This window comes from Streptomyces sp. WAC 04229, assembly GCF_003947455.1.
Taxonomy (GTDB): Bacteria; Actinomycetota; Actinomycetes; order Streptomycetales; family Streptomycetaceae; genus Streptomyces.
The window spans coordinates 44,428-64,801 of the sequence record NZ_QHJH01000025.1 but is presented as its reverse complement, the minus strand read 5'-3'; the positions used below and the strand labels follow the sequence as shown (position 1 = coordinate 64,801).

The 20,374-nt window shown below is 67.3% G+C and carries 20 protein-coding genes and 2 pseudogenes; 10 read left to right on the top strand and 12 right to left on the bottom strand.

From position 1 onward, the window contains the following. Positions 1-1,134: 1,134 nt before the first annotated feature. The 3 genes from DMH12_RS10360 to DMH12_RS10350 all read left to right on the top strand — a co-directional run bounded on the left by DMH12_RS10360 (position 1,135) and on the right by DMH12_RS10350 (position 3,250). The gene (locus DMH12_RS10360) at positions 1,135-1,755 is read left to right on the top strand and encodes a hypothetical protein (protein WP_125491272.1); all 621 of its coding nucleotides are present in this window, start codon (positions 1,135-1,137) and stop codon (positions 1,753-1,755) included. Positions 1,756-1,873: 118 nt separating this feature from the next. Next, positions 1,874-2,230: a helix-turn-helix domain-containing protein gene (locus DMH12_RS10355; protein ID WP_260474170.1), complete on the top strand. Its 357-nt coding sequence runs from the start codon at positions 1,874-1,876 to the stop codon at positions 2,228-2,230. Positions 2,231-2,590: 360 nt separating this feature from the next. Next, positions 2,591-3,250: a GIY-YIG nuclease family protein gene (locus DMH12_RS10350; RefSeq protein ID WP_125491270.1), complete on the top strand. Its 660-nt coding sequence runs from the start codon at positions 2,591-2,593 to the stop codon at positions 3,248-3,250. A 426-nt stretch (positions 3,251-3,676) separates the two neighbouring features. Here the strand turns inward: DMH12_RS10350 and DMH12_RS39740 are convergent, their stop codons facing one another. Beyond that, positions 3,677-5,323, bottom strand: a complete 1,647-nt coding sequence (locus tag DMH12_RS39740) for a hypothetical protein (protein WP_260474169.1) — start codon at positions 5,321-5,323, stop codon at positions 3,677-3,679. Between the two features lie 793 nt (positions 5,324-6,116). Then, entirely contained in the window at positions 6,117-6,422 is a 306-nt protein-coding gene (locus tag DMH12_RS39735) for a hypothetical protein (RefSeq protein ID WP_260474168.1), read from the bottom strand. Between the two features lie 30 nt (positions 6,423-6,452). Here DMH12_RS39735 and DMH12_RS39730 point away from each other — a divergent pair, with 30 nt between their 5' ends. Together DMH12_RS39730 and DMH12_RS10325 are read left to right on the top strand one after the other, a co-directional pair. After that, positions 6,453-7,016 (top strand): hypothetical protein, encoded by a 564-nt coding sequence (locus DMH12_RS39730; protein ID WP_260474167.1) that lies wholly within the window; start codon positions 6,453-6,455, stop codon positions 7,014-7,016. 103 nt (positions 7,017-7,119) lie between these two features. Continuing rightward, positions 7,120-7,611, top strand: a complete 492-nt coding sequence (locus tag DMH12_RS10325) for a hypothetical protein (RefSeq protein ID WP_260474166.1) — start codon at positions 7,120-7,122, stop codon at positions 7,609-7,611. Between the two features lie 109 nt (positions 7,612-7,720). On the opposite strand, the gene DMH12_RS10320 is transcribed toward DMH12_RS10325, so the two are convergent. From DMH12_RS10320 to DMH12_RS40455, 3 genes and pseudogenes are all read right to left on the bottom strand, one after another. Beyond that, a complete protein-coding gene (locus tag DMH12_RS10320) occupies positions 7,721-8,311 on the bottom strand; it encodes a hypothetical protein (RefSeq protein WP_125491269.1) in 591 nt (196 codons plus the stop codon). Then, entirely contained in the window at positions 8,308-9,993 is a 1,686-nt protein-coding gene (locus tag DMH12_RS10315; protein WP_260474165.1) for a DEAD/DEAH box helicase, read from the bottom strand. The genes DMH12_RS10320 and DMH12_RS10315 overlap by 4 nt, the downstream gene beginning before the upstream one ends. Before the next feature lie 15 nt (positions 9,994-10,008). Beyond that, positions 10,009-10,161: pseudogene (locus DMH12_RS40455) on the bottom strand (HNH endonuclease); the annotation flags it as partial. A 396-nt stretch (positions 10,162-10,557) separates the two neighbouring features. Between DMH12_RS40455 and DMH12_RS10310 the strand changes: the two are divergent. Continuing rightward, the gene (locus DMH12_RS10310; RefSeq protein ID WP_125491267.1) at positions 10,558-11,547 is read left to right on the top strand and encodes a PIN domain-containing protein; all 990 of its coding nucleotides are present in this window, start codon (positions 10,558-10,560) and stop codon (positions 11,545-11,547) included. 108 nt (positions 11,548-11,655) lie between these two features. On the opposite strand, the gene DMH12_RS10305 is transcribed toward DMH12_RS10310, so the two are convergent. The 5 genes and pseudogenes from DMH12_RS10305 to tpg (DMH12_RS10290) all read right to left on the bottom strand — a co-directional run. Beyond that, a complete protein-coding gene (locus DMH12_RS10305) occupies positions 11,656-11,916 on the bottom strand; it encodes a hypothetical protein (protein ID WP_125491266.1) in 261 nt (86 codons plus the stop codon). Next, positions 11,913-12,218: a DUF6247 family protein gene (locus tag DMH12_RS10300; protein ID WP_031045436.1), complete on the bottom strand. Its 306-nt coding sequence runs from the start codon at positions 12,216-12,218 to the stop codon at positions 11,913-11,915. The genes DMH12_RS10305 and DMH12_RS10300 overlap by 4 nt, the downstream gene beginning before the upstream one ends. Before the next feature lie 77 nt (positions 12,219-12,295). Next, positions 12,296-12,649 (bottom strand): hypothetical protein, encoded by a 354-nt coding sequence (locus DMH12_RS10295; RefSeq protein WP_125491265.1) that lies wholly within the window; start codon positions 12,647-12,649, stop codon positions 12,296-12,298. Then, positions 12,640-12,789: a hypothetical protein gene (locus DMH12_RS39015; RefSeq protein WP_185832236.1), complete on the bottom strand. Its 150-nt coding sequence runs from the start codon at positions 12,787-12,789 to the stop codon at positions 12,640-12,642. Before DMH12_RS39015 ends, DMH12_RS10295 begins: the two co-directional genes overlap by 10 nt. A 14-nt stretch (positions 12,790-12,803) precedes the next feature. Continuing rightward, a pseudogene (gene tpg / locus DMH12_RS10290) lies at positions 12,804-13,236 on the bottom strand (telomere-protecting terminal protein Tpg); the annotation flags it as partial. 3 nt (positions 13,237-13,239) lie between these two features. Between tpg (DMH12_RS10290) and DMH12_RS10285 the strand changes: the two are divergent. From DMH12_RS10285 to DMH12_RS10270, 4 genes are all read left to right on the top strand, one after another. Then, positions 13,240-13,995, top strand: a complete 756-nt coding sequence (locus DMH12_RS10285; protein ID WP_125491264.1) for a DUF3800 domain-containing protein — start codon at positions 13,240-13,242, stop codon at positions 13,993-13,995. 276 nt (positions 13,996-14,271) lie between these two features. Beyond that, positions 14,272-15,663: an ATP-binding protein gene (locus DMH12_RS10280; RefSeq protein WP_125491263.1), complete on the top strand. Its 1,392-nt coding sequence runs from the start codon at positions 14,272-14,274 to the stop codon at positions 15,661-15,663. Between the two features lie 2 nt (positions 15,664-15,665). Beyond that, complete coding sequence (locus tag DMH12_RS10275) at positions 15,666-16,466, top strand: response regulator (RefSeq protein ID WP_125491262.1); 801 nt, start codon at positions 15,666-15,668, stop codon at positions 16,464-16,466. Then, complete coding sequence (locus DMH12_RS10270; protein ID WP_125491261.1) at positions 16,463-17,098, top strand: hypothetical protein; 636 nt, start codon at positions 16,463-16,465, stop codon at positions 17,096-17,098. Before DMH12_RS10275 ends, DMH12_RS10270 begins: the two co-directional genes overlap by 4 nt. 367 nt (positions 17,099-17,465) lie before the next feature. Here the strand turns inward: DMH12_RS10270 and tpg (DMH12_RS10265) are convergent, their stop codons facing one another. Continuing rightward, complete coding sequence (tpg, locus tag DMH12_RS10265) at positions 17,466-18,023, bottom strand: telomere-protecting terminal protein Tpg (RefSeq protein WP_125491260.1); 558 nt, start codon at positions 18,021-18,023, stop codon at positions 17,466-17,468. 2 nt (positions 18,024-18,025) lie between these two features. Beyond that, entirely contained in the window at positions 18,026-20,146 is a 2,121-nt protein-coding gene (tap, locus tag DMH12_RS10260) for a telomere-associated protein Tap (protein WP_125491259.1), read from the bottom strand. Between the last annotated feature and the right edge of the window lie 228 nt (positions 20,147-20,374).

Below are 20,374 nucleotides of genomic sequence, written 5' to 3'. Positions count from 1 at the left end.
GAGCGGGATATGCCCCGGCAAGCCGGGGCATAGAGCGCGAATTGCGCAAGCGCAATTCGGATTCCCGCGCAGGCGCGGGAATTGAATTCCGCAAGCGGAATTCCTAACGGAATGCAATTCGCGCAAGCGCGAATTGGAGGCGACCGCGCAAGCGCGATCACCCGGGCTGGCTACGGGGGGAGGTGCATCACGCGCGGGCCTGTGTAGGGCTTGGGGTTACTGACCATCACCCCCGTAGTGGAGATGACGGACCGTCGGCCGGATCGGGTGCCGGCCTCAGCGTAGTGACGGGCTCCGCTGCGCTCCACCCGAACCCCTCCCCTAGCACCGAATCGACGCGTTCACGTTTACTGGTACGACGCCAGCATACACGTCTACCCCCCGAGTGGTGCAGAATCCGCCGCCGCGTCACCCGGGTGAGCGAACCCACTGCCAGGGTGATGCATCACGGCCACCCGCTGTGTAGTGTTTGGAACCTAGCTGCACCACCCCAGCCCTCAGTGAGAAACTACCGGCAGAATTCGAGATTGCGCGGCTGTGAATTGCTCAGCCGCAGAACGGAAGCTCAGATATGCGGGCGCCGGAATTCGACGTGCGGAGGTACCGGAGCCGAACGGCCCCCCGGGGCCGGGCGGCGGAACCGCCCACCGGCACCGGCCACGCCTTCGTGCTTTTGAGCGTCACGGCCGGTACCACCCGAGACTCAGAGCCGCTGCTGCTGTCCACGGCCCGCACGGAGGCGCGGTGTCGCACGCGAAGCGAGCTCAGCCACAGGGGCTGGCCTCCCCGATCCGGTGGTTGTCGACGGCGACACGCCCGCTGCTGCCAGCTGCTTGTGCCGCGCACCGCGCGGCGTGTCGGCAGGGGTTCGTGTGGCAGCCGGGCTCTAGTGACACATAAGAGCGTTCCGCGCCGAAAACGGCTCTGACCTGCGGCGATGCGAAACCGTTTGTTCTAGGTTTCCAGAACAAACGCGTCCCGGGTGTTCTGGAGATCCAGAACAAACACCTCTCAAAGCTGACGGGTCATCAAGTGACTGTGAGGCATCGTTTGTTCTGGTCCTTCAGAACAAGCCGGTTTACCTAGTGCTACCGTGCTCCCCGAAACGCTGATCATCTCTGGAGGACTGTGCTGATGGAACAGCTGCCGATCGTCCGCCCCGGCGAGCGCGTTGTCGCGCGGTCGGACGGCAAGGGCGGCTTGATCCTGGGCGTGGAGAAGATCAAGGGTCGTGAGTTCGCTGCGAGCGCGGAGTGCAGCGGCTACGTGCTGGACGCCCGGCTGCTGATGGACGTGCTCGGCAGTCTCAAGATGCCTGGCTCCTGGTTCCAGGTCTGGTGCAAGCTCGTAGCGCTGCAGAACGCCAACCGCGCCGACGACAACGTCCGGGCCGCTGCCCGCGGCTTCGTGAAGACGAACCAGCGTGACCTCCAGGCGCGGTGCAACCTGTCGGCGGCCTCGGTGAACGAGGCGTCGCAGTTCTTCGCGCACATCGGCTGGATGCGCACCGCCAAGCGCGGGATCCTCCAGTTGAACCCGTGGCTCACGGTGGCCGGCACCTCCGGCGAGCAGGAGAAGTGGCAGGCGCTGTGGAACAGCGCGGAGGGCCCGGCCTGCATCATCCCGCACTCCGAATACCCCACCGAGTGGCGCCAGGCCCGTGAGGCGGAGAAGAAGGCCGCTGAGTCGGCCCGCCGCAAGGAGAAGGTCGTCACGCTGCGGCAGCGTCGGCCCGTGCGCAAGGCGAGCGCATGACCGCGCGCGGCATATCCTCGATACACGTCAACCGGATCGGAAGTGGTGAGGCTCCGTGAGTAGCTCTTACGTCCCCAGCCCTCCCACAGAGGCACCCGTCACGATCACTCGTGACGTCTTGCGCCTCCTGGCCCTGGTCGACGTCTCCACCGCCGGCCGTCGCGTCCTGGACCAGCTGCTGTACCTCAGCGACCCGGAGACCGGCACCGCCGAGATCAGCCAGAACGAGATGGCACGCGAGCTGGGCGCGAGTAAGCCGACCGTGAACCGCGGCTTCAAGGAGCTGCGCGAGTGCGGACTCGCCTGGGGCCTCGAGGACGGCCGCTACCAGCTCCACCCGCTGCTGACCGGCGGTGCGGTCTCCTCCCCCGTTATGGCGGTGCCCGAGATCAAGGCCGCCGACCCCGAGAGCTTCACCGAGCAGCGACGGGCCCGGTTCGCCGCCCAGGTGGCCAATCTCGCCGCCACCGGCTGATCACCCCACCGAGGACCCTGAACGGCCCTCCAGCGGCCTCCTGGCCCCGCGAAGACACACAGGCGCTGCACCCCCCGGGTGCGGCGCCTCCTTCATGTCCGCCCGAGATCAATCCGGTAGCACTAGGTAAACCGGCTTGTTCTAGGAGAGCAGAACAAACGCCAGCTGCTCCGCCCCCCTCGCCCGCCACGAGCAGCAGGCGGCCGGTAGCACCAGGTGAACCGGTTTGTTCTGGAGGAGCAGAACAAACCACGGCACGCCGACGCCGCTCACTCTGACCGCGCGAGGGAAAATGCCAGGTCAGCACCTGCTGTCAGCCCCTTTCGATTCACTGTCACAGCCGAAACCAAGGGGTGGGACATGCTCGAACTGGTACACAACGATCCGCGCAGTTGGTTATTGCACTTCTTCAAGGCGCAACAGGTGCCCAGGCAGGCGCTGGAAGGCACCGGACACGTCTATGTGCTCGCGATCACTGGTGGTGTGACGTACGTGAAGATCGGCTCCACTGGACAACCGCGCTCCCGCCTCGAAGCGCTGCGCACTGAAGCGCACCGTCAAGGAGGCGCTGTCACGCGCGCATGGCTGTCCCCAGCCCATCCCAACTACAGGGCTACCGAGGCCTATGCGCTCACCAGCTGCCGCGCGATCTCGCCGTCATCCAGTCCACGAAGCGAGTACTTCCCTGATCTCGACTTCGCTACGGCACGGCGCGAAGCCGTCAAAGCCTCCCTGGGCATCCGCGATACCCCGCGGGTGTCGACAACCACTTCGGCTGCCGGTCAGTATCAGCCGATGCCTGGTCATGTCCTACGCCGTCTCTCTCCGAGCGCATGGGATGAGTACTGGCGGGAGTTTGAGCTTTTTCGTCAAGGCAGCCGCCGTAGCCGCTTCCGCTGGCGTAACAGCGCCCCGGCGCGCCCCAGCCACGTACCCGAGTCTCTTTCGCACGCTTTCGGCGCGCTGTTCCAGCCATCTGCGCCGGTGATTCACTTGCCCGTCCGGCGCGTCTCATCGTGACTCAGATGGAGACGGCGATCAGGGCCCGCTGGGACAGGCCGTGGTCGAGCGCGGTCGCGGCGGCCGGGGGGCGCTGTCTCGCGTGACGTCTCGGTGCCGGCCGCGACGGCGCCGTGGATCGCGGCGAGGGAACGGGCGACGTCCAGGAGCCGGTACGCCTGGGCGCGGCTGATGCCGAACTCCGCGGCGCAGTACCACTCCCAGCTCGGGTGCCCGAGGGGGAGCCAGACGCGGGCGGCGTGCGCGTCGCGTCGTTCAACTCCCTCGCCTCCCCGAACCCGGTTGATCCCCAGGCGCTGCCGCACCGGGCAGCTGCGGTTCACGGGCATGAAGTGCCGCCCTGCGCCAGGGTTGCCGACGGATCGCGGTTGTGGCGCTCCCCTCCCCGGGGGTGGGTGGATATAGGGCGTGCCCCCGCCGTGCGGCTCAGGCGGCCGGGCTCAGGCCCGCTGTGGTCATCGGGCGGGAGGCGGCCTTGAGGCGCATCCGTTCCTTGACCACGTCCTCGCCCTGGAAGGCATCCCAGTACGAGTGGGTGACGATGGTTGCGGACAGTTCGAGGCACTCCTGGCGCAGTCGGGTGACGGCGGCCTTCTGCTCGTTGGTCCATCCCGGGCTGGGCTCCCGGCCTCCGGTGACCTCGCCGGTATGAGGGTGTTCGATGCCGGGCCAGCCCTCTGCGGGTTCCACCGACCAGGGCAGGGATCGCAGCAGCGCCGACAGCTCCGCGGTGGCCTGGTTCAGGCGGGTCCGGGCGGCGAGCAGGTCGCTGGGAAAGGACGTCTCAGCCATGACCGAAACGATACGCGTGTTCGAATCTGGTTCGGTGTTCGACGCGCCTGTACCGGGCGCGTCCTGAGGGGCTTGCCGGTCCTCTGCAGCGGGAGCACTGCCCGGCTCTGCAGCCAAGGTCGGGACGGCGGGCTGCGCCGTCTGGTCACGCCGAAGAACCTCGGTCTCGCCTTCCCCAGGCTGCGGCTGGCGGAGGACCGGCGGGGCACACTGCGGCGCGAGCTCCGCCGCGGCTGGGCGCACGGGAGGCTGGGGCCTGTCGACGGTGATGGAGAGCTGCGCGAGGCCGCGTCGGGGCAGCGGTGCGCTTGGCGTCCACTTTTCCTCTCCGAATCGGCAGGACAGCTCCGCCTGCTCACCGGAGAAGTGGATCGCGTCGCCAGGTTCGATGACTCCCTCGGCTGGCGGCTCTTCGATCGGCCGGTACCCGGACCACGTGGCCCGGTCCCGGGCAGGCACCCACATGTATGTCCCAGCCCGCGGGCTGCGTTGTGAGGGAATGAAGAGCGGCACCACGGTTCCGGTGGCCGCGCCGATCAGCGTCTGGCCGACGGTGACGCCCCGGGTGTTTCCGGCTTCCCCGGTCCAGCCCGTACCTTCGTCGTCCAGCCGCCGGGGGGTGTCCCACTGCAGGTGCACCCGGCCGCAGCCGGTCTTCGCCAGCCCGTCGGGGCATGGACGCTCAGCCGCCGCTGTGCAGGCCCACTCGACGAGGACGCGGTAGCCGCCCATCAGGGCAAGATCGGTGGCATTGCTGATCTGCCGCCACGTTGCCGGCCGGGTCAGCATCCAGTTCGCTCGGTCGACGAGGTGGAACTTGTCGTTGTCGGTGATCCAGTTGGCGGTGAGCCCGGCGCTGGCGTGTGCTCGGGACCGGCGTAGAACCGTCCCGGAGCTGGCGTTGTAGTACTGCGCCTCGCATCCCAGGTTCAGCCCTCCATCGCCGATGACGGTCACGTCCGGCCGGGACGTTCGGAACTTGGTCGCCTTCTCCACGTCGTACCGGATGCCAGCCGCGTCACAGGTCCGGGCCACGAACTCCTTCATGGCCTTGTGCCGGTCGCTCTCCTCTGGCGTCATCTCGTGGGACGTGGGCAGGTGCGCCGCCCGCAAGCGCACCAGGCCATCGGGTCCGCGATGCTTCCGGACGTACATGAAACGGCTCTGCACGCCGTTCTCCTCTGCCTTGCACACGCGGCCCGCCTGGCTTTCGACGCACTGCAGCAGGAACCGGTCGCGTTCGGCGATCGGGCGGAGCAGCGCGTCGATCAGGTCGGGCACGAGGTGTCTGCTGTCGCGGGGGAGACCGAGGTCGTCTTTGTCGAGTGCGAGGACTTGCTGGAGTTCCTCGTGCCAGACGCCGTTCGCCAACGTGCACCGCCTTCGCTTGGGAGGACTTCCCTTCGAAGGTAGAGCCAGGCACTGACAATCCAACAGATGCCGGGTGATCATAAGGAATTCCGGCAATCCGGTTCGTCCCGGATCAACGGGTTCGGTGTCGGCTACTACGGTCGCTGACCGCGTTCCCCTCACGCTGGCGACGTCCCGTCCCTGGCCGCTACATGCCGGGGTCGAGCGCTTGCACCGGGGCTATCCGAGCCAGGCGATGGTCAGGACCGACAGGCGGAGCAGGAGCCGGTTCACCCAGTGCGTGCGGATGTCCTCGCCCCCGAGGTCCGGCCCAACCTCCGGCTAGCCGGCTGAATCGCCGCCGTACCCTCGCACCGTCACGGCGCCCCGACGGGGAGGGCGCCGTCGTCGTCCCCGGCTGGGTCCGCAGCGCGGCCGGTAGCACTGACTACCCCGGATCGTTCTGGAGCAGCAGAACACCCCGGCGCCATCCGCTACACCATCCCTGGGCCGCCTTCGACCTATGCAGCAGTCTTGTTCTACGCGGCCCATGTAAGTGCTGCGCTGCATCCACGACCCCGCCCTGCTGGCATCCGACGGCCACCACCAGGTCCCTGCCGCGGGCCCTCGCCTCACACGTGACAACCTCACAGGACCCCGCGCCCCCCAGGGAAGACAGCGTGTGTGACTCACAGCAGGAGCCGGTGTCCGCGAGCGGCGGCGGTCAGAGGACGGTGCCGTGCAGGGCGCGGCGGTCACCGGATATGGCATAGCGGCGGGCGGCGAGGCCGTGCTCGAGGGGCTCACCGATCTCCTCACAGAGCAGGGCGAGGACGTCGGCCGCCTCGGTGTCGGACAGGTAGGCCGGCGCGACTTCGAGCATCAGCTCGCCGATCGCGTGGGTGCTGGCGGCGAGTTCCTCGACGACGCGGCGCAGCGCGGCGACGGTCGGGTCCGCCGACGGGACGGCGGGTGGCGGGGGCGGCGCGGTTCGGGTGTCACGGACGGCCTGGCGGACCACCGCGCGCACCGTGGCCTCATCGAGGGCCTGGAGACCGCTGTGAGCGAGCGCGCCGAGTCGGCGGATGATCAGCTCCGCGACGTCACCGCTACGGCCGGAGACGGCGATCAGGGCGCGCTGGGACAGGCCGTAGTCGAGCGCGGCCGCGCCGTCTGGGGCGCTGTCTCGCGTGCGAGACGTCTCGGTGCCGGCGGTGACCGCGCCGTGGATGGCGGTGAGGGAGCGGGCGACGTCGAGCAGCCGGTACGCCTGCGCGCGGCTGATGCCAACTCCACGGCGCAGTACGACTCCCAGCTGCCGTGCCCGAGCGGCACCCAGACGCGGGCGGCGTGCGCGTCGCGGACCCGGGCAGCGAGCACCGCCACGGAGCGCCGGACGTCGTCCATCGCCTCGCGCAGCCTGGCCGTCATCTCCCGGGCGCGGGACGCGGTCAGCGCCGGCCGCGCTGGTTCGGCGCCGTGCTCCTGGTCCTCGTTGTGCCTGCCCACGATTCCATCGTCCTGCGCGCTGGCGGGCTCCACCAGGGCGCGCGGGAGCGTGGCGCGCGAGCTCCACCTCACACCCTCACAGCTCACCGCCGTCTACCGGGGAAACAGGCTGTGAGGCTCATAGGCCTCACAGCGTGACACGGGGTGCGGTGGCTGCGGGGATGCCCTCGGCCCCAGCACACTCAGCCCACCAGTGTGCGTGAACAAGGAGCAGTGCGATGCCCGTGAAGATCACCCCTGACGACGCGTACGACGAGGAGAGCGACACCCTGCGGGTCGGGCGGCACGACCTGGAACGGCTGCTGCTGGAGTTCCGCGCCCTGGTCGCGAAGCAGGAGCCGGGGAGCTGGAGCCACATGACGGACTACGACCTGTCCTTCGAGCGCCTGGCCGACGCCGTCGACGCGGCGGCCGCGGCCCGGCGGGGTGACCGCTGGGAGGGCCCCGATCTGCGGATGCGCTGCACCACGACCGAGGCCGCCTACACCTGGCCCACGGGCGCTCCGTACGACGGTGGGACGCCGGTCGTGTGGAACGTGCCGGGCTACGGTTCCCACGCCGCCTCCGGCGATCCCCGGCGCCCCCGGCCGAAGGCGCTGTGCGGCTTCAGCTGGTCGACGCAGGAGGGCCGTGTCGTGGACGGCCTGCCGGACTGCCGTGAGTGCCTGCGCGAGGTCCAGCTCGGTGCCGAACGGCCCCGCAGCCGCTGATGACTGCCAGTTGCCGCCCGGTGACTACCGCTGGACGGCCGTCGACGATGCGAAACGCCCCGACCCAGCAACTGCAATGCCGGGGTCGGGGCCTAGCAGAGCGACAGCGTCATTCTGCTGGTTCCTCTTCGCTGAGCAGCTTGATGAGATGTGCGAGTTCTTCCGGTTTGAGATTCTTTCTGAGTGCCCGCGCTGCTGACTCTGGCTTGGACACCGGCACGCTGATCGTGCGAGCCCGGAAGCCTCCCTGGACCATGGCTGCGTGCGCGCTCAGCTCTCCAGCCAGGACCCGGGCATGGAGTTCTGGCGCGTCCTTCTGTAGGCGCCGTAGTGCGGCTGCCTGCTTGGCGCTGGGAGGCGTTGCTTCACTGCTGTGGGGGTCGGGATCGCGAGAGGTTTTCTCGCCTCCTAGGGCGCGGTCGAGCAGGTCGAGGGCGGCTGGGTCATCAGCGACCATCCGCCGTACCAGGTCGACTGTCGCGCCCAGTCCTTTCAGAGGCGGAGTCGTCACGAAGTCGACGAAGTCCGTGTGCTGCACGACTTCACCGCGGACGGTCTCGAACTCCTGCCAGGCCCCTTCTTCCAGCACACGACTCAGAAGGGGCGGTGTGTGCTTCAGGCCGTGCCCGCCCCGGTCCACAGTCGACGAGAGCGCGTCGATGAGGCTTCCGCGGGCCCGGAGCGGGCTGGAATCGGTCACGTGATCTCCTTCAGCCACCGGTGAGCGAAGGCGGCACCGGTCTCGAGCTGCTTGATACTGGCATCCGCGCGCTTGCGGACGCCCATCGCCTCGTTGATCCTGCCTTGTACAACCGCATGCTCAAGACCCGCCACGATGCTGATTCGGCGTGCGAGGCGGCTCACCTCGTCCCGCTTCAGCTTGCGGAGCCGGAACGCGGGGGTACCTGCGTTGGCGTCCTTTGCGGGCGCCGGAGTCTCAATGGTGACGCGCGCTTGGGGGACTCCGAGCTGTTCCCTGACCATCTGGCGCAGGGAGGGCAAGGCGCTGGAGGGGAAGGAGTACTGCTGCAGCATGCGCTGTGCGTACTCGTGTTCCTCGGGCGTGTACTCCTCACCACCATGGATGGCCCGGTCGAACGTCGGCTCGGAGGCAGCGATCGGAATCCTGGCGAACAGCTCGAAGGTCTGTTGCCCGTTTGACTCCTCTCCCTGCTCCTTCTCGAACTCCTCTTCCTCCAGCTTGAGCTCGTGCTGGATCTCCTTCTCCACCTGGGCTGCCAGAACCCGCAGGGGAGCGATCGCCGGGGCGAAGATGAGGGCGGGGTGTTCTTCGTCCTTCTTTCGACGCACGAACCGGCCTACGGCCTGGCGGAAGAACATCTCGGTCTTGGTCTGGGTTGCGTAGACGCCCACGGCGAGACGCGGTACGTCGACGCCTTCGGAGACCATGCGCACTGCCACCAGCCAGCGAGCAGTGCTCTGGGCGAAGGCTTCGATGCCGGCGTTCGCTTCAGGGCCGTCCTCACTGAGGACGACCGTGGGCCTTTCACCGGTGATCTCGAAGAGCATTTGCGCGTACGCCCGTGCCTGCGAGCCTCGATAGGCGATGACCAGTCCCCCAGCCTTGGGGACTTCGGTGCGCAGTTGTCGGAGGGCGTTGTCGGCGTGCCCGAGCAGCTTGCGCATCCAGCCGGTGCCTGGGTCCAAAGCAGTTTCAAGGGCGGCCGATGCATCGCTTCGTTGGAGCTCCGCCGACAGGTTCGCGCTGGAGGTGACGTGGTCTGAGCCCTGCCACTTCATCTCGCCGTCGTAGAAGTGGAAGTCGACCTGGCGGCAGACGCCGTCGCGGATCGCCCGTCCGTACCCGTAGGAGTAGTCGGCCTGGGACTTTCCGTCTTCGCCATACTGCACGAATGGGATGGGGTTGTTGTCCGAGCGGAACGGTGTGCCTGACATCGCCAGCCGTCGGCGCGCAGGGCCGAAGGCCGTCTGCACCGCAGCGCCCCACGCCTTCTCGTCACCGGCGTGGTGAATCTCGTCGAGGATGACCAAGGTCGGCCGTTGGCCGCAGCCCAGACGGTGAAGATCCGGAGTCGAGGCGACCTGCGCATAGGTCAGGACAGCGCCCTTGTAGTCGGAGGGGTTCTCGAGTCCGTCCGCGTTCTTCGTGGACGGATCGAGGGCGATGCCGCATTTGTGTGCGTTGTCGGCCCACTGGACCTTGAGATGCTCGGTGGGGACGACGACGATCACGCGCGTGATGACGCCAGCTGTCAGCAGCTCGTGGGCCACACGGAGAGCGAAGGTCGTCTTGCCGGCTCCGGGCGTTGCGACGGTCAAGAAGTCGTCCGAGTTGGAGCCGAGGTAGGCATCCAGTGCTTCGCGCTGCCAGCCACGCAGGCTCGGCCCAGTCCAACCCATGGATCGGTCTCCCTTGCTCAGGTTGCATGCCGGGCACAGAGCCTGGCCGTTGACTACGTCGGTAGGGCCGCCATGCGTCCACGCCTGTTTGTGGTCGGCGTGCCATCCGGGCAACAGGGGGGAGCCACAGGCTCCGCACTTGCCCCCAGCGGCGAGAAAGAGCGCCACTCGCTCACTCGAGTTGAATGACCGACGTGAGTCACGGAAGTCTTCGGGCAACGCGAAACCCCTCTCGTAACAGCGCCGTTACGACGTGTCAGTCAGCCTGCCAGAGGGGTCTGACAATCGGGTCACCCTCACGACATTTGGTGCGTCAGCCTTTGCAGGCATCGCTGGACGCAGCCAGCCATCTCATCAGCCTCGGCGCCCAGGACGCCCCAGATCATCTGCTCCGCGTGCTCGGGCAGCGCGGCGAGCACCTTCGCCCCCGGGGTCGGTGGGAGGAGCTCCTTCTGCGGCATACACCGGTGATGGCCCACCCCACTGACATCCCCGGCCCCGCCAAGTCCTGCCGCCGGGGAAAACCCCTGCATCAAGGACCTGTTGGAGGCCTACGCTCACGTCATGTACAGCAGCGCCTATCCCGTGCCGTTGACCGGCGGCGGCTTCCGGCTCGGAGTCTTCGACACCTCGGTGCTCACATCGGACGTCACCGCGGCCCTGAAGCGCGGCCAGCCGTCCTCGATCCTCGCCGGGATGCGGCACGGGACGCTGCGCGGGTTCATCCCTCACTACGTATGGGCGGAAGTCCCTCGTGTGCTGGCCGACCGCAAGCGCGAGGGCGGTACCTTCGATCTCGCCCAGGCGGAGCGGCTGTGGTGGCAGCAGTACGTGCCGCTGCTGCACGTCGTAGACGTGAACGGGCTTCCCATGACGGCGGCCGCCCACAAGCTCGCCCACGAGGACCTCAGCGACGTCGGCATCCTCCAGCTCGCCGGCGTACTCGCCCCCGTGGTCCTGCTGGCCGCCGACCGTGACCTGATCCGCCAGGGCGCCGCCGTCCCGAACTGGGAAGCGATCCGGGCTGTGCTGGGGAGGATTGGCAAGGCGGAGGCGGGCATGCAGGGCAGTACCAGCACGATCGTGGGAGCCGGATATGGTCTGGCCGGAGCCGTACGGCTGGCCCGAGCCCACCCGGTGGCTGCCACCGTGGCGGTTGCCGCCGTCGGCTCCTATGCGTACCTCAACCGCAGCCGGTTCTCCAGCGATACTCGCGCGAAGCTTGCCCGGTTCGGCACGGAGGCCTTCAAGATCCTGGGCGAGCCGTTCGTCCAGCATGAGGTGCACGGGCGCGACTGGGCTCAGGCGCAGCGCGGCGCCGCTGGGGACGACGTGCTCTCGCAGGTCGCTCGCCTGCTCGCCCGCGCGCCCGAGCCAATGACCCGGACCGACATCCTCGCCGCGCTCCCCGCCGCGGTTCAGGAACCGCACCGCCGGCAGATGGACGGACTGGGGCGGCTCCTGCACCGCTTCCCCGCCTTCCATCAGGCAGCACCCGGCCGATGGCAGCTCGGCAGGAACAACATGCAGATCACCGCCTCGCCTTGGGCGTAGAGCGGCGGAACGGCAGTGGCAGGCCATGCAGGACGCAGATGGCTACGATGCGAAACGACCTGACCCCGGCAGTTGCGATGCCGGGGTCAGGGCGTTGCCACTGGGTGGCTATCCGAGCCAGGTGATGGTGAGGACGGACAGGCGTCGCATGGGGCGGTTCACCCAGTAGGTGAGGGAGAGCTGGCCGACGGAGGCGTGCCGGACGTCCTCGCCCTCGGGGTCCTCCGTGTTCCACTGCCGAAAGCCCCACGGGTCGCCGGCGGCGGCGTCCAGGACGTCCCACACCATGTCTTCGACGTGCTCGGGCAGGGTGGCGAGGACCTTCGCGGCCGGGGCGGAGAAGCGGACCGCGTACGGCTGTTGGGTCACCGGCGCCGCCCGCGAAGCTCCGCCATGTCGATGAACTCGCTGTCGTCGTAGCCGGAGGCGACGAACGCGTCGACGGCCGGGGCGGAGGCGAGACGGCCCTGCCACTCCTGGACGACCTCGTACAGCGGTGCGAGGGAGAACGTGCGCCGCGATTCCTCGAGGGCGGCCGCCCACTCCCGCTCGAAGGCCGGTACCCAGGTGTCCGCGCGCCGGTCGGCGCGCAGCTGGGCGAGGAGTTCGGCCGGCGCCCCGGGCGCGGGGGCGTACGGCGTGACGGGTGCGTGGTCGGGCTGCGCGCTCATCTGGTCCTCCCGGCGGGTCGTCTCCTCACGGTACGCGCGCCGGGTGGCCGTGGATGCGGGCATGGACAGATCCCCTCCTACTGGGTGGTGGGCCGGATGATGTGGCCGAAGCCGAGGGCGTGCGGCCTGGTGTGGTAGCCGAAGGCGTTGAGGATGCTGCCGAGGGCGAGGTGCATCGTGGCGCGGGTGGTCTCGTAGCGGATGACCACGTCCTCGCTCTGGCGGCCGGCGTCCTGCATGTCGGTCGCGGCCTCGTGGAGCCGGTCGTGCATGCCCCAGCTGACGTGCACGTGGTCCAGGTCCTCGAAGACGGAGACGAGGAGGCCGCCTTCGGGGTCGTCCTCGTGGCCGGGCGCCACCGAGGTGAAGCCGGCGCTCGCGAGGTCGAAGCGCACGCGGGCCGCGAGGGCTTCGAGTTCCGTCAGCGCCATTCCAGCTCCCTCTCCCAGTCGAGGAAGTTGTGGCCTTCCTCCTCCTGGCGCTGGTAGTCGTCAGCGGCCTGGCGGTTCGCCGCGCGTTCGGCTTCGTTCTTCGGGTCCGGGTACGGGTACGGGTAGTTGATGCTCGCCATAAAGGGCTCCGAATTTAGTAGTCCAGATCGAGGTAGTCGATGTCGTTGATTTCCACCTCCGACAGTCCCATAGCGCGACCGCCACCGTCCTGGAAATACACTTCCTTAAACCCTTCGGCGATGATTCCGCGCATCTGCTGGTCGCTGGCACCCGCGTCGCGGGCCTCGAACAGGCGGCGGGCGTACTCCGGGGGAAGGTGCACGGGAAGTCGCCGGAACCGTCCGTCGTCGGTCGTGCCGACCGGCGCGGTGTAGCCGAACGGGGCCCGGGTCTCCCCCGTGATGCCGGTGGCGGCGGCCTGCTTGCGCACCTGCGGCTGCCAATGGGAGCGCACCACGTCGTCGATCTTCGCGGCGACATCCGCGCGGGCATGCTTGCGGGCACCGCGAACGGTAGCGGTCCACGGGGTCGGCGGCGACATCAAGCACCTGCACGACGGCCTTCGCGCAATGGACGAGGTCACACCACTCCTGCCCGAGGCAATCCTGCCATTCCGGCTGTTGAAGGTCCCTCACGTGGCTAAGTTTGGGACTGTGGCAACTAGAATTTTCTACCTAGACGACTCGGGCACGGTTGACACCGGATTCATCGTCTACGGCTGGCTGGAGATAGACATCGTCTACTGGAGCAGAGCTCTGCGCTGTTGGCTGGACTTCCGCAAGAAGTTGTACCGCGACACCGGCATCCCAGCGGACTTCGAGATCCACTCGACGAAGTTCATCAACGGTCGTGACCGACCTTCGACTGACGCGAGGTGGAACCGGTCAAAGGAAAATCGGCGCGTGGTGGCTCAGCAGGCGCTTGCTCAGCTGGCGTACATGCCTAGTGCCCGGGCCGGGGCCGTGTACCGGTGCACTGACAAGAAGGGAGCAGCGTACGGTGAGGAACGGGCCGCGGTGTACACAGCGACTCTTCATCATCTTGATCGACAGCTCGCTGGTTCCGGTGACCACGGCATCATTGTGATGGACGGCGATGGCTCGGACCTGTCCTATCAGCGTGAGCATCGGAAGCTGAAGCTAGCCACCAGGCACATCGTGGAAGATCCCTGGTTCGCAGCCTCTGACACCAACCAGCCGGTCCAGGTCGCTGACCTGCTGGCTTACACCGCTTATCAGGCCACTCTGAAGCATGCAGGCAAAAAGTTCATGTGGGATTGGTGGGGGCGTCACCTGCCTGCCGCTGACGTACCGCTGCACTTGTAGCAGTCCCGAGTCTTGCCTGCTGGCTGCGGTCATGCGCGGGAGGATGAGTTCTCTCGGACGGCAGAGAGACCACGGCTCCGGACCCCAAAAATAAGCTAGACCCGGTTTCCCCAAGTACATGGGCCGGGTCCGCCCACTCAGTATGACACAGCTCTGCGTTCTACGCCATCACTGCGTGCGATGAGATGTCACAAGGATTGCGATGTATTGCTCCCCCTCGCGTGGCCGCATGTGGAGACTTGCACGTGTTGACGGGCCAAGCCTCTGGGGGGTGCGATGAAGATTGAGCGGCAAGAAGTTGTCTGGGCGACGGCGCTTCGCGCTCTGGACGCCCTTCACCGCATCACCTCCTGGCTGAGGCTGGGGTGCGTCGCCGTCCTGTGGATCGTTGCGCTGCTCTGCGATCCACAGGACCAAGCGCGAGTCTTCCTGCAACTGCTTCCAGTGACCATGGGCAGTGTCCTGGCGCATGTGCACGCCCGGCCGGCTCTGCTTGAACACCTTGAATCGGTGCCGGCCTTAGACCGGGTGGCCGCCCACCTCGACGGCACGCGCGGTCGAGCCACATTCGATTTGCCTGGGATTCTTGAGGGGGGCGGCATCCTGCTCGCCAGCACTCTCTACGGAGGTTGGTGGGCCGTCACCGGGTTCTCACCCCAGGAACTGGCAGTCGCTCTCGTCGCAGTGGCCGTTTTCACGTGGTCCGTCTTCTTGAACGTCATACTCGACCCGGGCTACTACGCCCCGCAGAAGGAGATCACCTTCGGCGCGGAACAAAGCGCAGGCCCTCCCTCGCCTGTCCTGAACTGGCTGCGTCACGCTGTCCCTCCCGGCGTCGCCCTGCTGATGGCCCTGATGTTCCTTCCTGCCTGGACACCGTCCCTGGCGGCGGTCCCCCTAACCCTCCGCATCGTCCTTGTACTGAGCATCCTTTCGCTCCGCCTGACCTGGCTCGTCTTCGACCAGGTCTTGCTCGCCTCGGCCGAAACGGTTGCCGATGCCGAACAGGCTGCACGGATTCGGGAAGCGGGCGAGCTCCACAGCGTGGGCAAGAACGCCGTCGGCAGCATCCTCAACGCTCTGGAGAGCCCTCACTACAAGCGCAACGAGGTGCGCTCGCTGCTGCGCAACACCCTTGTGCAGATGGAAGAGTCGATCCGTACATCCCGGGGGACGGCATCGGTCTCCTCGGACTCCCCGCCACCCCTGGGAGAACTCTGGGACGCCGCGGTAGCGATCCTCCCCCTGGAATTGCGTCGACGGTGCACTCTGAACCCCGAAGCGCATTCCCTGACCATGGGAGATGCCGACCGACAGCTGACGCGCCGCCTCATCTCTGATCTTGTGACCAATGCACTCAAAGCTGGCGCCAAACAGGTCGCATGCACCGTGCGCTACCGACACGACGACCCCCAGGCCATCAGGGTGGAGGTCCTTGTCCGCGACGACGGCTGCGGCATGCCCCACGACGTCCTGAGGGATCCCAAAACCAGTCTGTCCGTCATGGCCAAGGAACTGCGTCGCTTCGGCGGAGAACTAACCTTCGCCACCCCAGCGGGGGACAGCACCGGAACCTTGGTGCGCGCGTGCTGGCGATCCGCCACTCAACTGATGCCCGCCTCGCCATCACGCGACGGCGCCATGCCCGCACTGCATAAGGAGAGCTAGAGATGCGCATCCTCGTCGTGGACGACATCGTCACGCTCCAGTCGGGTGTCGCCCGTGCCACCGAGACGGACGGCCACGAAGTCACAGGCGTCATGAGGCCGGCCCACTTGAAAGATCTGCTGGCCAACGACTCCGACTACCAACTGGCTTTCGTGGACATCGACTACGGGGCTAATTCGTCAGAATCAGGCCTGGCGGCCCTCGAAACGCTTGAAAAATACGATATCCCCAGCGTGGTTTATTGTGCAGACGCGGAAGTGAACAGGCTTCTTTATATACTTGCCGCATTTGAATTTTTCCCCCAGACCTGCACTTTCCTTTCGAAGCATGCAGGAGACCTGGAGGTTCATCGCGTGGTAACAGCGATCGCACAGGGCAATCGGCCGCACGATAAGGCCGCCCAACGCTACCGGCCACCCCGCAACGGCATGTCTTACCTTCGACAGCTCATCACACGTAGCTCCGACCTGGCTCTGTGGCGCGCATTGTCCACTCACAGCACGCTCTCGCTGGTTGCGAAAGCGGCCAATGTCTCCCCCCGCACCGTCTCCAGCTTCATCGCTGATCGCCAACAGGTCATTGCCAACCTGCATCACGAGATGCTCGATCTCCCCATCGCTCCGCCGACGCCCGAGGGGGGACGGCAGGCCAACCTCCTAGAGGTCTGTCGATTCGCCCGCCCGCACGAGAAGTTCTTCAGGGACAACGACGTGGAGAGGCTGGTTCGCCTGGCCTGGGACCCGGCCCCGCGGCGCAGCGCCGGCGCCCGCGCGGGTGACGCACACCGCAGGAAGCGCACATGAGCGCTTGGCTGCCGTACGTCGGCGAACCCATGAACCACGGCCCCCTGGCGACCTTCTTGATGGCCTTTGCCATTAGCCCGGGCATCCCGGCAGTCCTAGCCCTCTCGCTGGAACGACGTGTCATGAAGGGCAGTCGCGAGTTCGTCGCCTTCTACTACGGTGACCCGCTACTGGCCGTCGCTGCAGCGGTGGGCGTGACACTGAGCGGAGCGTCTCCGCAGGCTCCCGTCCTGCGCTTCACTGCGGGACCGGTGCCTGTGATCCTCATGGCGTGCTGGTTGGCCTTCGGGGTCTGGCAGTGGAACGCCGAGCTGAAGGCCGGTACGTATACGCGTACCCAAGCATGGTCTCCCACCAAAATCTGGCACCAAATGGTGGTGTACCCCGCGCTGGGATATGTCGTGACCGCTACAACTGTGGCAGGCATGACCGCTCCTGCCGGCGCCGCAGGCGTAGGGGCCAAGGCGCTCATGGCCGGCTGCCTGTTCGTCTGGGTCGTGGCCAACATCTACGACCGTCGACACCTCAAGCTCGGTCACCCTCCCTACGACTGGCGTCGCCTCAAACCAGCGCCTCAGCCATGGCCACTGCACTCCACGACTCTCCAGGCACACGCCCAAAGTCACAACTGAACCCCGCCTGTACAACTACGCACCAACCGCTGCAAAACAAAGCAACATCGCGTTCCTGTCTCGGCGGAGGCGCTCGCCTTAAATGGAATCCAGCACCACGAACCTTTGCTTTAATTTCACCCCTATCTCACGAGAACCTAGAGGGACTGAAATTAAAGCAAAGGGGTAAAGGGAATGACCCTCTGGGAAATAACAAAAGAATTGATCGGCATTTCTCCCTCACTGTTCGCGCTGGCGGTCGAAGTGGCCAAGGCGTACAAGGAACGGCGTTTCAAGAACGACAACACTTAAGGCTCGACAGGAGAGACTGGGGGGCATATCTGCGGACAGCAGGTATGCCCCAGGCGCTTCGCGCCTGCAGTTCCTATCAGTAGTCGATATCCAGGTAGTCAATGTCATTGATGGCCACGTCCGACAGGCCCATGGCGCGGGCACCACTGTCCTGGAAATAGACCTCTTTGAAACCTTCGGCGATGATCCCACGCATCTCCTGGTCGCTGGCCCCAGCGTCGCGGGCGTCGAAGAGGCGCTGCGCGTACCCAGGAGGGAGGTGCACGGTAAGGCGCCGGAACCGTCCGTCGTCGGTCGTGCCGACCGGGGCTGTGTAGCCGAACCGGGCTCTCGTCTCCACCGTGATCCCTCGGGTGGCGGCGGCCTGCTTGCGCCGGCGCTTGCGGACCTGGGGCTGCCAACGGGACCGCACGGCTGCGTCGATCCTCGCCGCGATGTCTTTCGGCGGGTGCTTGCGCTCGCCCTTGCGGTAACGCTCCACCGACCGCTGGCTCACCCCGAGTTCCGCCGCGACGGCCCGGGTCGTCTTGAGCTGCTTCATCAAGAAGCCGATCTGGCCCTTCAGCGTCTTGGGCGGCTCCCGGGTGAAAGCTTCCCGGTCGGCGCGCTCGATCGCGTCGTCGATTTCGCCCACCGTTACTCCCCTTCGTCCAGGACGGCGTCGCCGCCCTTGATGTGGCGGGCCGGGTTGAGGCCCTTCTCCATCAGGTCGACCGCCCACAGCATCGACTGGACGCCCTCCAGCTTCGCCAGGCCGGGCGTGGGCCCGAGGCGGAACCCGCCGGGCTGCGGCTTGCCCGAGGCGGCGTAAGGGAGGAAGTCGAGCGGGCTGTCGCCGGGGCTCGGGTAGACGACGCAGTCGGACAGCACAGCGAGCGGGAACAGCCCGGTCATCCGCGACATGTTCAGCAGCTTGCGGTGCATGTTCACCCGGGCCTTGCTGATGACGGCGGCACGGATGTCGGGGCGCCAGGTCGGCCGCTCCAGGGCCGGCCACCGCTCCCCCTCCTTGTAGTGCTTGCCCTGCGGGCGCTCGCGCAGCTTGCCGACGCCGCCCTTGACCGTCGCCTTGATGGCCGCGAGGACGGCGGCCAGGGCCGGGTCGACCTGCTTGTGCTGCTCCATCGCCGCGAGAAAGGCGCGGTCGTCCAGATCCCGGGTGACGCCGAGGTCGGCGAGGGTGTCGACGTAGGCGGTCTTGAGGCGGTCGTGCCACGGGTCGAGGTACGCGCCTGTCTCGCGGCGCAGGTACGCCTCGATCGGGTGGACGTCGTAGCCGAGCTCCTGGGCGTAGGCGACGGTGTGTGTCTGGTACCAGGCCGGGCCGGTCGGGCGGCTGCCGTCCGGGGTGAAAGGGCTCGGCAGGCGCGGGTCCAGCTCGATGTGGCTGAGGTCGACCAGCCAGGAGCCGGGGATCTTCGGGTTGAACTTCGGGGCGTGGAAGTGGTCGGGCGCGGACAGGCCGACGACCAGGCGGGCCGCAGCGGCGAGGAACGCCGTGTTCAAGTCGAGGCCCACCGCGAAGGGCAGCGTGCACTCCTCATCGGTGAGCGTGTCCACCGACCGCACCCACTGGTACGCCTCTTCGTTCAGGAACCCGCCGGTCCAACCGCTGTTCACGACCACGGGGTGCTCCGGGGTGGCCTCCGGCGGCGCCGGGTCCATCGGCTCCGTCCCCAAGCTGCCCGGGTTGTAGCCGGACACCCAGTTCCCGGTCTCCTCGTCCCGCACGGCCTTCGTCGGCGGGCGCAGCGCCGTCATCAGCTCCAGCCCGGACACGGCCGTCGACCCGCGCGGGGTGATGACCCGCTGGGCGTACACCCCGAGGACGCGGGCGATGTCGGCCGGCTCCATCTCGGCGACGCCGGGCCAGGACCGCTCATCGAGGGCGTCCCACGACAGGATCGCCAGCTGCACGCACTGCCGGTCACGTCCCTGCGCCTTGCGGTAGATCCGCGCCCACGGGCCGAACCCGCGCTGCGTGAGCTGCCACTTGGCCTTCGCCACCTGCTTGACGACTGGGTGGTCCTCCGGCAGGCGCAGGGAGCGGCGCTGCTCGTGGCCCTCCAGGCGCTCGGGCAGCCCGAGCTTCACCGCGGCCGTCGCCGTGAGGACGATCAGCGGGTCGGAGTCCTTGCCGTAGCGGTTGAGCTTCGGCGCACCGAGACCCGACTCGCGCAGCGTCCACTCCACCAGCTCCGGGATCGTGGTCGCCGGGCAGTCGAGCACCAGGCCGTTGACGCCGTACGCGGAGCCGTCACCGTCCAGCACCGCGAGCGGCCCGTGCGGGAACCGCGAGTCGGTCGCGGGCTTCACCGCCTTCTTTGCCGCCGGGCGCCGCGACGACGTCGCCGGGCGCGCGGCCGGACGCTCGGGCGCGGCCGGGACGGCGGGATCCTCCACCGGCGCGGAGGCCTTCGCCTCGGGCGCGGCCGGGCCCGTGAACGTCTCCGGTGCCACCGGCTGCGGCACGGGAGCCGGAGCTGCCGGGGCGGCGGGGGTGCCGTGCGCGGGGTACTTGGCAGCCCACCCCTTCAGTAGCCGCTGGTACGCCTCCAGGCGCGGCGACTTCGGCTCGGATCGGCCGTTCTCATAGTTCTTCACCGTCTGTGTCGACGTCTTCAACGCGACCGCCAGGCGGGCCTGGGTGATGCCAGCGGCCTCGCGAAGGCGGGCGCGTTCTGCCGGGGGCGGGAGCTGCGGCTCCTCCTCCAGCAGAGCGTCGATGTTTGCGAACAGCTCTTCCTCGGACGCCATGTCGAACTCCTTTCGCGCCCCCACTCTAGCAGTCTTTACCCTATTTATTTAACCCGTTTCTTTACCCCTATAGAATTAACTTCCTGGTCTGGGTCGGACGTGGGCGCAGGCCCTGTCTCACACCTGATGACCTCTCGCAGCGAAGGTTGAGCGTTGTCATCGAAGGTTGGTGACCGCTAGGTTTTCTCACCGAAGGTTGAGTGATCGTTTGAGGCTGACTGTCTGGGG

What these genes read in the sequence shown, in the direction of transcription:
- DMH12_RS10350 (WP_125491270.1), top strand. Translation starts at nt 2,591, where the DNA reads ATGCTCGAACTGGTACACAACGATCCGCGCAGTTGGTTATTGCACTTC.
- DMH12_RS10310 (WP_125491267.1), top strand. Translation starts at nt 10,558, where the DNA reads ATGTACAGCAGCGCCTATCCCGTGCCGTTGACCGGCGGCGGCTTCCGG.
- DMH12_RS10275 (WP_125491262.1), top strand. Translation starts at nt 15,666, where the DNA reads ATGCGCATCCTCGTCGTGGACGACATCGTCACGCTCCAGTCGGGTGTC.
- DMH12_RS10285 (WP_125491264.1), top strand. Translation starts at nt 13,240, where the DNA reads ATGGACGAGGTCACACCACTCCTGCCCGAGGCAATCCTGCCATTCCGG.
- DMH12_RS10360 (WP_125491272.1), top strand. Translation starts at nt 1,135, where the DNA reads ATGGAACAGCTGCCGATCGTCCGCCCCGGCGAGCGCGTTGTCGCGCGG.
- DMH12_RS10300 (WP_031045436.1), bottom strand. Translation starts at nt 12,218, where the DNA reads ATGAGCGCGCAGCCCGACCACGCACCCGTCACGCCGTACGCCCCCGCG.
- DMH12_RS10280 (WP_125491263.1), top strand. Translation starts at nt 14,272, where the DNA reads ATGAAGATTGAGCGGCAAGAAGTTGTCTGGGCGACGGCGCTTCGCGCT.
- DMH12_RS10325 (WP_260474166.1), top strand. Translation starts at nt 7,120, where the DNA reads ATGCCCGTGAAGATCACCCCTGACGACGCGTACGACGAGGAGAGCGAC.
- DMH12_RS39015 (WP_185832236.1), bottom strand. Translation starts at nt 12,789, where the DNA reads ATGGCGAGCATCAACTACCCGTACCCGTACCCGGACCCGAAGAACGAA.
- tap (WP_125491259.1), bottom strand. Translation starts at nt 20,146, where the DNA reads ATGGCGTCCGAGGAAGAGCTGTTCGCAAACATCGACGCTCTGCTGGAG.
- DMH12_RS10270 (WP_125491261.1), top strand. Translation starts at nt 16,463, where the DNA reads ATGAGCGCTTGGCTGCCGTACGTCGGCGAACCCATGAACCACGGCCCC.
- DMH12_RS10315 (WP_260474165.1), bottom strand. Translation starts at nt 9,993, where the DNA reads ATGGGTTGGACTGGGCCGAGCCTGCGTGGCTGGCAGCGCGAAGCACTG.
- DMH12_RS10295 (WP_125491265.1), bottom strand. Translation starts at nt 12,649, where the DNA reads ATGGCGCTGACGGAACTCGAAGCCCTCGCGGCCCGCGTGCGCTTCGAC.